This is a genomic window from Burkholderia sp. E168m15 (assembly GCF_016586105.1).
GTDB classification, from domain to species: Bacteria; Pseudomonadota; Gammaproteobacteria; order Burkholderiales; family Burkholderiaceae; genus Burkholderia; species Burkholderia orbicola.
In genome coordinates, this window is the sequence record NZ_BCPO01000069.1 from 1 (window position 1) to 11939 (window position 11939).

General features: G+C 63.8%; 12 protein-coding genes and 1 rRNA gene. 3 read left to right on the top strand and 10 right to left on the bottom strand.

Annotated elements, in window-relative coordinates:
- Positions 1-89 precede the first annotated feature (89 nt).
- The 5 genes from JMF86_RS10950 to uvrB all read right to left on the bottom strand — a co-directional run bounded on the left by JMF86_RS10950 (position 90) and on the right by uvrB (position 5641).
- Positions 90-1487 carry a 4Fe-4S binding protein gene (locus JMF86_RS10950; protein ID WP_053525977.1) on the bottom strand — a complete coding sequence of 466 codons (1398 nt, stop codon included), beginning with the start codon at positions 1485-1487 and terminating at the stop codon, positions 90-92.
- Positions 1484-2326: an FTR1 family protein gene (locus JMF86_RS10955; RefSeq protein ID WP_054928001.1), complete on the bottom strand. Its 843-nt coding sequence runs from the start codon at positions 2324-2326 to the stop codon at positions 1484-1486. The genes JMF86_RS10950 and JMF86_RS10955 overlap by 4 nt, the downstream gene beginning before the upstream one ends.
- A 58-nt stretch (positions 2327-2384) precedes the next feature.
- Positions 2385-2717: a cupredoxin domain-containing protein gene (locus JMF86_RS10960; protein ID WP_006478303.1), complete on the bottom strand. Its 333-nt coding sequence runs from the start codon at positions 2715-2717 to the stop codon at positions 2385-2387.
- Positions 2718-2772: 55 nt separating this feature from the next.
- Entirely contained in the window at positions 2773-3324 is a 552-nt protein-coding gene (locus tag JMF86_RS10965) for an iron transporter (protein WP_006483880.1), read from the bottom strand.
- 226 nt (positions 3325-3550) lie between these two features.
- Entirely contained in the window at positions 3551-5641 is a 2091-nt protein-coding gene (gene uvrB / locus JMF86_RS10970; RefSeq protein ID WP_027807217.1) for an excinuclease ABC subunit UvrB, read from the bottom strand.
- A 259-nt stretch (positions 5642-5900) separates the two neighbouring features.
- Here uvrB and JMF86_RS10975 point away from each other — a divergent pair, with 259 nt between their 5' ends.
- On the top strand, positions 5901-7100 hold the full coding sequence (locus JMF86_RS10975; protein WP_006478300.1) for an amino acid aminotransferase: 1200 nt from the start codon (positions 5901-5903) through the stop codon (positions 7098-7100).
- A 124-nt stretch (positions 7101-7224) separates the two neighbouring features.
- On the opposite strand, the gene JMF86_RS10980 is transcribed toward JMF86_RS10975, so the two are convergent.
- On the bottom strand, positions 7225-8013 hold the full coding sequence (locus JMF86_RS10980) for a 3-hydroxybutyrate dehydrogenase (protein ID WP_054928002.1): 789 nt from the start codon (positions 8011-8013) through the stop codon (positions 7225-7227).
- A gap of 164 nt (positions 8014-8177) precedes the next feature.
- Between JMF86_RS10980 and JMF86_RS10985 the strand changes: the two genes are divergently transcribed.
- Positions 8178-9149 carry an aldo/keto reductase gene (locus JMF86_RS10985; protein WP_011694330.1) on the top strand — a complete coding sequence of 324 codons (972 nt, stop codon included), beginning with the start codon at positions 8178-8180 and terminating at the stop codon, positions 9147-9149.
- Between the two features lie 111 nt (positions 9150-9260).
- On the top strand, positions 9261-10106 hold the full coding sequence (locus JMF86_RS10990; RefSeq protein ID WP_011549391.1) for a 23S rRNA (adenine(2030)-N(6))-methyltransferase RlmJ: 846 nt from the start codon (positions 9261-9263) through the stop codon (positions 10104-10106).
- Between the two features lie 15 nt (positions 10107-10121).
- Here the strand turns inward: JMF86_RS10990 and JMF86_RS10995 are convergent, their stop codons facing one another.
- The 4 genes from JMF86_RS10995 to rrf all read right to left on the bottom strand — a co-directional run bounded on the left by JMF86_RS10995 (position 10122) and on the right by rrf (position 11724).
- Positions 10122-10490 carry a hypothetical protein gene (locus tag JMF86_RS10995; RefSeq protein WP_011694331.1) on the bottom strand — a complete coding sequence of 123 codons (369 nt, stop codon included), beginning with the start codon at positions 10488-10490 and terminating at the stop codon, positions 10122-10124.
- A gap of 114 nt (positions 10491-10604) precedes the next feature.
- Positions 10605-10751, bottom strand: coding sequence for a DUF3563 family protein (locus tag JMF86_RS11000; RefSeq protein WP_006478295.1), 147 nt, complete (start codon positions 10749-10751; stop codon positions 10605-10607).
- 215 nt (positions 10752-10966) lie between these two features.
- A complete protein-coding gene (gene cueR / locus JMF86_RS11005) occupies positions 10967-11371 on the bottom strand; it encodes a Cu(I)-responsive transcriptional regulator (protein WP_011549389.1) in 405 nt (134 codons plus the stop codon).
- Between the two features lie 240 nt (positions 11372-11611).
- Positions 11612-11724, bottom strand: a 5S ribosomal RNA gene (rrf, locus tag JMF86_RS11010).
- Positions 11725-11939 lie beyond the last annotated feature (215 nt).

Here is an 11939-nt window from a genome sequence, read left to right on the forward strand (position 1 = left end):
GTTTGGGCAGCCAATGCGCGAAGCATGCCGCCTGTATGTATGTGGCTGCGTCATGCACGACAGCCGAAGGAAGCGGCATGCGAGCCGCTTCAGAACCCCCAGAACATCAACCACCATGCGCTGTCGACGACCGCCAGCCCGACGGCGAACCATGCGAACGCCGCGAGCCGGCGCGGCCACGCCGCATAGCGCCCCGTCACCTTCCACGCGAGCCACGCACTCCATACGTTGGCGCCGACCAGAATCGCGATGCGCACATCGGTTGCCCAGCCGAGCGGCACATGCTCGGCGCGCAGCAACGACAGCGTCGTGGCCGACAATCCGAGGAACACGCCCGCCCCCGCGATCGGGATCAACGCCTGGGCGAGGTGATGCAGGCGCACGCGATCGAAGCGGCCGAGCATCAGCGTCGCGCCGGCCAGCAACACCAGCAGCGCCGTGCCGTACACGAGTCCCGTGCCGACGATGTAGCTGACGACCAGCCCGCCATCGAGCCAGGAAAACACGTCGTTGCGATCCGGATAGTGCGTGAGCAGGAACCACGGCGCATTGGTCTCGAGCGGCCACGTGATGTCGTGGTCGATCAGCCAGCCCGCGAGCCATTGCTTGATCTGCACGAACCACGGGCTGACGGTCCAGTGGAACGCGCCGATCGCCACGCCGAGCAGGCCGTACAGGATCAGTGCGGTGTCCCACGGGTTGGCCCGCTCCGCACCGAGGTTCACGACTTCGTCGGACGGCGAGCGCAGCGACAGCGAGATCGCGTCGCGGTGCCCGCTGCAGCGGCCGCACATATGGCAGTCCGCCGCGCCCTTCATGTTGCGCAACGGCACGAGCGGCGCGCAGTTGATCGGAATCACGCGATGGCCGTGCTCGCCGTTCTTGTACGAACGGCGCCACGCATCCTCGTCGACCTTGTAGCGCATCGGCGCGAGTCGCGCGAGCAGCCCGAACACGCCGTTGACCGGGCACAGGTACTTGCACCACACGCGTTTCTCGCGGCCGTACAACAGGCCGATCACGATCGCGCCGACGGTCGAGCCGCCGAGCACGAACAGCACCGCGAGCGGGTACTGGTACACACTGACCATCTGCCCGTAGATCGTCGTGATGCCGAACGCGACGAACGGCCAGCCGCCCCACCGGATCCAGCGCGGAATCGGGCCGCCACGGCCGAACTTGCTCGCATATTCCGTAAGCGCGCCCTCCGGGCACAGCACGCCGCACCACACGCGGCCGAGCATCACCATCGACAGCAGCACGAACGGCCACCAGATACCCCAGAACGCGAATTGCGCGATGAGCGTGAGGTTGTTCCACAGATGCGCGGAATCGTCCGGCAGCGGCAACACGGCCGGCACGATGATCAGGAACGCGTAGACGGCGACGACGATCCACTGGATACCGCGGATCAGCGCACCGTGGCGCTGCATCCACTGGCCGGCCTGCGCGAGCCAGCCCGGCTTGACGGCGGCGACAACGCTCATGCCGCGCGACCCGCTGCAACGGCCGGACGGCGGCTCGCGCGCTTCATCAACAACCAGACGACCGCCCAGTACACCGCATAGGCCACCAGGTTGGTCAGCGCCGGGTGCGCGCGATAGCCGGTCAGCGTCGCGACGAGCGAACCGAACGTGCCCGAATCATCGAGGATCGCGGACGTATCCCACACCTGCGAGATGCCGAGCGGCAGGATTTCCTTGTCGATCAGCTTGTCGACGCCGGTCTGGAACAGGCCCGCGCCGAGGAACAGCAGCATCACTTCGGTGACGCGGAAGAAATGCCGCCACGAGAAGACCTTGCCGCCGAGCTGCAGCAGATAGAACGTGAGGAATGCGAGGCCAAGGCCGATCACGACCGCGAGCATCTGGCTGCCGTCGACGTGGCCCGACTGGCCGAAACCGAGGCCGTACAGGAAGATCACCGTCTCGCTGCCTTCGCGCGCGATCGCGAGCGCGACCAGCACGGCGACGCCCCACCAGTTCGAATCGCGCGTGCTTTGCTGCAGCGACTGCTCCATGTCGCGCTTGAGCGTGCGGCCGTGCCGGCGCATCCACAGCACCATCTGCACGATCAGCACGCACGCGATCAGCACCATCGCCGTCTGGAAATAGTCCTGCGCGTCGCCGGACAGCACTTCGGTGAACCCGACCAGCGCGGCGCCGAGGCCGACGGCCATCAGCAGGCCGACGCCGACGCCGGCCCAGAGGAAAGGCAGGCCGCGGCGCGCGTCGTCGTCGCCGTTTTTCAGCCATGCATAGAGAATGCCGACGACGAGCAGCGCTTCGACGCTCTCCCGCCAGACGATGAACAAGATCTGACCCATCGATACCTCCTGACGCGCGGCGCAAGGGACTGGTGCGCCCGCGCGCAGATAAAACGCGTTACTTCGCGACGATCACGCCCTGTGCCTGCTGGTGGAAATCGTCGAAAAACTTGTATTCGCCCGGCGACAGCGGGGCGACGACCACGAACGAATCGGCGCCCGGCGCGAGCACCTTCTCCTTGCGCAACTGCACGCTCTCGAATTCGGCGGCGCCCTTGCCGGTGTTCCGGATCTCGATCTTGAAACGCTGGCCAGCCGGCACTTCGATGCGGGCAGGATTCAGCTTGCCATCCGTCATCTCGAGCTTGAACGTCGGCAGATCGGCTGCATGCGCCGCGCCGGCAAGCCACAGCGCAGCGGCCGCGGCAACGATTTTCTGGGGAATTTTCATTCTGGGTTCTCTACGCCGACGGCGCGCCGAAGCGCGCCGTTCGTGATGCCACCGATCAGTAACCGCCCTTCTTGCCGATACCGGCGAACGGGAAGTCGTACTCGAGCGTGATGGGCTTGAACCACGGACCCACGCCCGTTTCCTTGTCGACGTGGCGACCGAACGCCATGTGACCCGACTGCATCGGCGGCTTGACGACCATCGTCAGGTGATACTTGCCCGGGCCGGCGAGCTTCACGTTGTCGCCGTAGTGCGGGCCGTCGCTCGCGACCATGCCCATCAGGTCGCCTTCGGCCTTCCACTTCGTGTCGCCCTGCTTCGTCAGCTTGTACGTGACCTGCAGGTACGGCATCCAGTCGCCTTCCGCGAAACCGGTCGGGTTGTTCTTGACCGCATGGATGTCGGCCTCGAGGTGAATGTCGGAATCCGACGCCTTACGCATCATGCCTTCCGGGTCCATCGTGATCGGCTGCAGATACACCGCGCCGATTTCCATGCCGCCCTGGATCTGCTGCTTGCCGATCGGATACTCGGCAGCCGAGGCCGACATCGCGGCAAGCGCCGCCGCTACCGCAACCGTCGTGCGGATGAACGAAGAACCCAACATGGACACTCCTTGTTATTTGTCTGACTATCTTGACGACATGCGAGCCGCCGCCGGGGCCGCTCGCTGGAAACACTAACGCGACGAAGAACGTTAATGCGAACTATTCTCAATACATGTGGAGTTTAGCACCGAACCTGTTTCGGAACAAACGGAGAGCGCCGTAAACCCCTGATCCGACAAGGCTTACAGGCGCTTTACCAAAAGATTCGGTGACGCTTGGAAAGAGTTACCGACCGCCGCTGATGTGGTCGCCGACGTTCGCGCCGAACACGCGTTCGCGCAGCACGGCAAGCTGGTCGCGGGTCGCGGCGGCCTTCTCGAATTCGAGGTTCTTCGCGTAGTCGGCCATTTGCTTCTCGAGACGCTTGATTTCCTTCGCGAGCTGTTTTTCCGACATGTCCTCGAATTTCGCGCGCTGTTGCGCCTCCTTCAGCTCCGCACGCGCGTCGTCGGCGTTGTAGACGCCGTCGATGATGTCCTTGATGCGCTTCACGACGCCGCGCGGCGTAATGCCCATCTTTTCGTTGTAGGCGATCTGCTTCGCGCGGCGCCGCTCGGTTTCGCCGATCGCGCGCTTCATCGACTCGGTCATGTTGTCCGCGTAGAGGATCGCCTTGCCGTTCACGTTCCGCGCGGCGCGGCCGATCGTCTGGATCAGCGAGCGCTCGGCGCGCAGGAAGCCTTCCTTGTCCGCGTCGAGGATCGCGACGAGCGACACTTCGGGAATGTCGAGGCCCTCGCGCAGCAGGTTGATCCCGACCAGCACGTCGAACGTGCCGAGCCGCAGGTCGCGGATGATCTCGACGCGCTCGACCGTATCGATGTCGCTGTGCAGGTAACGCACCTTGACGCCATGATCGGCCAGGAATTCGGTCAGCTGTTCGGCCATGCGCTTCGTCAGCACGGTGATCAGCACGCGCTCGCCGGCCTTCACGCGCGCGTTGATCTCGGTCAGCACGTCGTCGACCTGCGAGCTCGCCGGGCGCACTTCGATTTCCGGATCGACGAGGCCGGTCGGCCGCACGACCTGCTCGGCGATCTGCCCCGTCACGCGCTTCTCGTAGTCGGCCGGCGTGGCCGACACGAACACGACCTGGCGCATCTTGCGCTCGAACTCGGGGAACTTCAGCGGCCGGTTGTCGAGCGCCGACGGCAGGCGGAACCCGTAATTGACGAGGTTTTCCTTGCGCGCGCGGTCGCCGTTGTACATGCCGTTCAGCTGGCCGATCAGCACGTGCGATTCGTCGAGCAGCATCAGCGCGTCGGGCGGCAGGTAGTCGACGAGTGTCGGCGGCGGATCGCCGGGCGCCGCGCCCGAGAAATGCCGCGAATAGTTCTCGATGCCCTTGCAAAAGCCGAGCTCCTGCAGCATTTCGAGATCGAAGCGCGTGCGCTGCTCGAGGCGCTGCGCCTCGACGAGCTTGCCGTCGCGATGGAAGAACTCGAGCCGTTCGCGCAGTTCGTCCTTGATCGTCTCGACCGCGCGCATCACGGTGTCGCGCGGCGTCACGTAGTGCGACGACGGGTACACGGTGAAGCGCGGAATCTTCTGCCGCACGCGCCCGGTCAGCGGGTCGAACAGCTGCAGCGTCTCGACTTCGTCGTCGAACAGCTCGACGCGCACGGCCATTTCCGCGTGTTCGGCCGGAAAGATGTCGATCGTGTCGCCGCGCACGCGGAACGTGCCGCGCTGGAAATCCTGCTCGTTGCGCGTGTATTGCATCGCGATCAATCGCGCGATCACGTCGCGCTGGCCGAGCTTGTCGCCGGCGCGCAGCGTCAGGATCATCTGGTGGTATTCGGACGGATTGCCGATACCGTAGATCGCCGACACCGTCGCGACGATCACCACGTCGCGACGCTCCATCAGGCTCTTCGTCGCCGACAGCCGCATCTGCTCGATGTGCTCGTTGATCGACGAATCCTTCTCGATGAACAGGTCACGCTGCGGCACGTAGGCCTCAGGCTGGTAGTAGTCGTAGTACGACACGAAATACTCGACCGCGTTGCGCGGGAAGAACTCGCGAAACTCCGCGTAAAGCTGGGCCGCGAGCGTCTTGTTCGGCGCGAACACGATCGCCGGGCGGCCGAGCCGCGCGATCGTGTTGGCCATCGTGAAGGTCTTGCCCGAACCGGTTACGCCGAGCAGCGTCTGGAAGGCAAGGCCGTCGCCGACGCCTTCGACGAGCGTGTCGATCGCGGTCGGCTGGTCGCCCGCGGGCGGATAGGGCTGGTAAAGCTGGAACGGCGACCCTTCGAAAGTGACGAATTTGGATTCGTCGAGCGCGTCGCCGACTTCGGCATGATGTTCGGACATGGAATGCGGCCGGAGCAAGGGCAAAGAAAGCATTCTAGCGCTTCGCGGCCGCGCGAACTGCTGTCGGCTCCTGACGCGGGACGGCCGCCCCGAATCGCGATTCGCCGCCCGAATCGCGACGGAATCACCGCCCCTGCCCCCACGAATTCGCTACAATGTCAGGCTGCTGCGCTTCCCGGCGTCGCGCCGTGGGCGCGGTCCACTGCGCCCGCCCCGCCGGCTGAAAGCCTGACCCTCTTTTCACTACTGCCGAATCATCATGTCGCTCTTCTCCGCTGTCCAGCTTGCTCCCCGCGACCCGATCCTGGGCCTGAACGAAGCCTTCAACGCCGATGCGCGTCCGACCAAGGTCAACCTCGGCGTCGGTGTGTACACGAACGAAGACGGCAAGATTCCGCTGCTGCGCGCGGTGCGCGACGCGGAGAAGGCACGTGTCGAGGCCGGCCTGCCGCGCGGCTACCTGCCGATCGACGGGATCGCCGCCTACGATGCGGCCGTGCAGAAGCTGCTGCTCGGCAACGACTCGCCGCTGATCGCGGCGGGCCGCGTGGTCACGGCCCAGGCACTGGGCGGCACGGGCGCGCTGAAGATCGGCGCCGATTTCCTGCGCACCCTGAATCCGAACGTGAAGGTCGCGATCAGCGATCCCAGCTGGGAAAACCACCGCGCGCTGTTCGAAGCGGCCGGCTTCGAAGTCGTCGCGTACCCGTATTACGATGCGGCCACGAACGGCGTGAACTTCGAGGGCATGCTGTCGGCGCTGAACGGCTACGCGGCCGGCACGGTCGTCGTGCTGCACGCGTGCTGCCACAACCCGACCGGCGTGGACCTCACCGAAGCGCAATGGCAACAGGTCGTCGACGTCGTGAAGGCGCGCAACCTCGTGCCGTTCCTCGACATGGCCTACCAGGGCTTCGGCGAGAACATCGAAGCCGATGCCGCTGCCGTGCGCCTGTTTGCCGCGGCCGACCTGAACGCGTTCGTGTCGTCGTCGTTCTCGAAGTCGTTCTCGCTGTACGGCGAGCGCGTCGGTGCGCTGTCGATCATCACGTCGAGCAAGGAAGAAGCCACGCGCGTGCTGTCGCAACTGAAGCGCGTGATCCGCACGAACTACTCGAACCCGCCGACCCACGGCGGCGCGGTGGTCGCAGCCGTGCTCGCATCGCCGGAACTGCACGCTTCGTGGGTGCAGGAACTCGGCGAAATGCGCGATCGCATCCGCGCGATGCGCAATGGTCTCGTCGAGCGCCTGAAGGCAAGCGGCGTCGATCGCGATTTCAGCTTCATCAACGCGCAGCGCGGGATGTTCTCGTATTCGGGCCTGACCTCGGCACAAGTCGATCGCCTGCGCGACGAGTTCGGCATCTATGCGGTCGGCACGGGCCGGATCTGCGTCGCCGCGCTGAACACGCGCAACCTGGACGCGGTCGCCAATGCGGTCGCAGCGGTCCTGAAGTAAAGCCGTGCCGGGCGGCAGCCGTCACCGGCCCCGCCCTGCCGACATGAAAAACGCGCTCCACGGAGCGCGTTTTTTTGTGCCGTCCAGTCCAGCGCGGTGGGCGGCGACACCGCCCGCACCCGCGTTACTGCATGAACCAGCCGTGGCTGACGACCACCGACTGGCCCGTGAGCGCGGCGCTCGGGAACGCCGACAGGAACAGCACCGTCTGCGCGACGTCCTGCACCGTCGTGAACACGCCGTCGACGGTGTTGCCGAGCATCACCTTCTTGATCACTTCCTCTTCGCTGATGCCGAGCTCCTTCGCCTGCTCCGGAATCTGCTTGTCGACCAGCGGCGTGCGCACGAAGCCCGGACACACGACGTGCGAGCGCACGTTGTGCTTCGCGCCTTCCTTCGCCAGCACGCGGGCGAGGCCCAGCAGACCATGCTTGGCCGTCACGTACGCCGACTTCAGCGGCGACGCTTCGTGCGAGTGCACCGAACCCATGTAGATCACGACGCCGCCGCGATCGTCCTTGTACATGTGCTTGAGCGCGGCCTTCGTCGTCAGGAATGCGCCGTCCACGTGGATCGCCTGCATCTTCTTCCAGTCGGCGAATGAATAGTTCTCGATCGGGTTGACGATCTGGATGCCGGCGTTCGACACGAGGATGTCGACCGAGCCGAACGCTTCGGCCACCTTGTCGATGCCGCTGTTCACGGCGTCCTCATTGGTCACGTCCATCGCGACGCCGATCGCCTTGCCGCCTGCCTTGTTGATCTCGTCGGCGACCGCGTTCGCGCCGTCCTGGTTCAGGTCGGCGATCGCGACGGCCGCGCCGGCCTTGGCCAGCTCCAGCGCGATTTCCTTGCCGATGCCGCTCGCGGCGCCCGTGACGACTGCGGTCTTGCCGCTCAGATCTGCTGCCATGTCCGTCTCCTTCCGTTATCGGATCGATGAAACACGCACCCGCCGCATCCGCGTTCATCGCGAAATCGCATCAGCGTGCCAGCCGTCATTGTGCACGATCGGCCCCGCCGTTCGTGCGCAAAACGTCTAAGCTTAAGGTCGGTTCCGTTCAGCAGGAGATTCTCATGCACTATCGACGGCTAGGCCGCTCCGGCCTGCAGATCAGCGAGCTTTCACTCGGTTCGTGGGTGACGTACGGCAACCAGGTCGACCAGCGGGTCGCGCGCGAATGCCTCGCCGCGGCACGTGATGCAGGCGTCAATTTCTTCGACAACGCCGAGGTCTACGCCGGCGGCAAATCCGAGGAAATCATGGGCCATGCGCTCAAGTCGCTCGACTGGCCACGCGTCAGTTATATCGTGTCCACGAAGTTCTTCTGGGGGCTCGCAGAAGCCCCGAACCAGTATCACACGCTGAACCGGAAGTACCTGCTGAACGCGATCGACGGCTCGCTGCGCCGGCTACAGCTCGACTATGTCGACCTCGCCTATTGCCATCGCCCCGATCCGCATACGCCGATCGAGGAAACCGTCTGGGCGATGAGCGACATGATCGTGCGCGGCAAGGCGCTGTACTGGGGCACGTCGGAATGGAGCGCCGACGAAATCCGCGCGGCATGCGAGATTGCCGAGCGGCATCATCTCCACAAGCCGGTCGTCGAACAGCCACAGTACAACCTGTTCCATCGCACCCGGGTCGAGCAGGAATATGCGCGGCTCTACGACGATTACGGTCTCGGGCTCACGACCTGGAGCCCGTTGGCGTCGGGCCTGCTCACCGGCAAGTACCGCAACGGCGTACCCGCCGGCAGCCGCGCGCAGTTGCAAGGCTACGACTGGATGCGCGAACGCCTGACCGATCGGGCCGCCAACGACATCGTCGAACGGCTCGGCGAAATTGCGGCCGAATTCGGCTGCAGCACCGGCCAGTTGGCAATCGCGTGGGTGCTCGCGAACCCGCGCGTGAGTTCGGTCATCACGGGTGCATCGCGGGTCGACCAGATCGGCGACAACATGCGCGCGCTCGAGGTTGCCGCGAAGCTGACGCCGGACGTGAAGCAGCGCATCGAGGCGGTGGTCGGCGATGCATACGAGTAAGGCGACTCACGGCCACTCGCGTACAATACGCGGCCGCATCGGCGCCCGGCCTGACGGCCGCGCACGATCGACCGTTTTCATCGATTCACCTTTCGTTTCAGGCAGCCAGCCATGCTCAGTTATCGTCACGGTTTTCACGCAGGCAACCACGCGGACGTGCTCAAGCACGCCGTCGTCGTCCAGCTGCTGCGCTACCTGAACAAGAAAGACAAATCGTACTGGTACATCGATACGCACGCAGGCGCCGGCGTGTACTCGCTGCGCGACGGTTATGCAGCGAAGACGTCGGAATTCGATACCGGCATCGGCCGACTGTGGAACGAAAAGAACCTGCCGGAGGCACTGGGCGACTATGTGGACGAAGTCCGCGCGCTGAACGACGACGGCGAACTGCATTTCTACCCGGGCTCCCCGTACATCGCATGGCGGTCGATGCGCGAGCAGGACCGGATGCGCCTGTTCGAAATGCATACGACGGAAATCGATGTGCTGCGCCACAATTTCCGCGATGCCGGGCGACGCGCGATGATCTTCGCCGGCGACGGCTTCGAAGGTATCAAGGCGCTGCTGCCGCCGCCGCCGCGACGTGCACTCGTGCTGATCGATCCGTCCTACGAGGACAAGAAGGATTACGCGCGCACGGCGAGCTGCGTGACGGAATGCCTGAAGCGTTTCTCGACCGGCTGCTATGCCATCTGGTATCCGCAGGTCACGCGGACGGAATCACAGCGCTTTCCCGAGCAGTTGAAGCGTCTGCAGCCGAACAACTGGCTGCACCTGACGCTGACGGTGTCGAATCCGCCGACCGACGGACTGGGTCTCTACGGCAGCGGGATGTTCATCCTGAATCCGCCGTATACGCTCGCCCAGAGCATGAAAGAGGTCCTGCCCTATCTGGTCGAGAAGCTGGGACAGGATAGCGGCGCCCGCTTTCAAATCGAGCACCGCGGCAACTGATCGGGCGACTGGTCGTTACGGCTGCGGTCTCGGCGCGAGCCTGGGCTGGTTGGCCGGCTGCCCGCCCCACGCGGGAACATTGATATATGGCGCGACGAACAGCGGAACCGACGTGTTCGGCGCCTGCCCGGCTGGCGCCCGCATGCCTGCCGGCTCGACGATCGGCTCGGAAGACAACGGCGCCGTCTGCAATACCAACCCGCCCTTGCCGTCCTGGATACCGCGCTGTGTATCAAGAACGAGCGGCTTGGTCGACGTCGCGGCACCGGCCGCGAGGCCATGGGCGAGCACGACCGCACCCAGAACGAGACGCGCGCGGGCACTGCGACGCACATCGACACACAAACGCATGATCGGGACCTTCAGGATGAAAAGCAGGTCCATACCATAGCGCTGCACCGACGATTTCGCCAGAGCCGGTGCACAAAAAAACAAAGCCCCGTCAATACGGGGCTTGCTTATCGTTCGGTGCCGCGCGGCACCTGACGGTGACTCCGATTACAGCGAGTAGCCGTTGGTTTCGAGCGAGCGGATGCGGCTCTCGAGCTGGACGATGTCCGACGACGTGGCGAGGTAAGCCTCACGGCGTTCACGTTCTGCGGATTCGAACCAGTTGCTCAGCTTTTCGACGATGTAGGCGATCATGACGTTCTCCAAGGAAGAGGGACCCCTGGTGAATCGAGATTCAGGGATTTCCCGTATAGGGTTATCCCGAATTATAGCGACGCCGCACCAAGATGCTAGTGAAATCCTTGCATGGCACCCATTCCATTTTGGAATGTTGGCATGCGAACCGCATCTAACTCATTGATTTATATAGATGTTGGGTCGAAGCCTGTTTTGAGGCGCGAGAGCGCGCACTAATTTGGGTCGCCGATAGGGTCAGCCAAGCGCGCCAAAATCGGGCATTCGGGCCGACCGTCACCATGACAGTGCGCGGCCAGATCGACCAGCGTGTCGCGCATGTCGCTCAATTCGGCGATACGTCTGTCGAGTTCGGCCACGTGCTCGAGAGCAATCGATTTCACTTCAGCGCTGGCGCGTGAGCGATCCTGCCAGAGCATCAGCAGCTTGCGAATGTCTTCGACGAGAAAGCCAAGTCGTCGCGCCTGACGGATGAACCGCAGGATATGGATTTCGTCTGACCCATAGATTCGGTAGCCGGCATCGGTCCGTTTGCTGGGCGCAAGAAGACCGACCTGTTCGTAGTACCGGATCATTTTTGCACTGACGCCGGATTCGCGCGACGCGTCGCCGATATTCATTCCCCGCCCTCTTCATGAAGCCCTGGTTTCGAACGCGAACGTCGACGATACCCTCATCGACGACTGTTCGATCGTATCAAATCGCGTGGTTTCGTTCCGGGGAAGGCTTGGCAGAAGGAGCGCAGGCGGTTTGATCTGGCGTGCGTAACGGCGGGTTATGAGGGCGCTTCGCCACATACTTTTATGGCGCCGAAATGCAAAAACCCCCGCCTTTCGGGCGGGGGTTCTTGGCTTGAGGGAGCCTGACGATTACCTACTTTCACACGGGAATCCGCACTATCATCGGCGTAGAGTCGTTTCACGGTCCTGTTCGGGATGGGAAGGGGTGGGACCGACTCGCTATGGTCATCAGGCAAAGGGGGTTGTTCTGCTGGCGTGGCCAACAGAACCAATCTTGGAAGAAGCAGTAATTGAGGTTGTGTGTATCACACACGAGAATCCAACTTGTCTCGTCTTGCTACGCAGGTCACCGGTACTTCAACCGGCGCGCCGCATCGATCAGCTTCGCTGCTCGACGCTCTGCGTGGGATGCTCGTAAGTGCTGAAGCACTAACGATCATCGACAAGG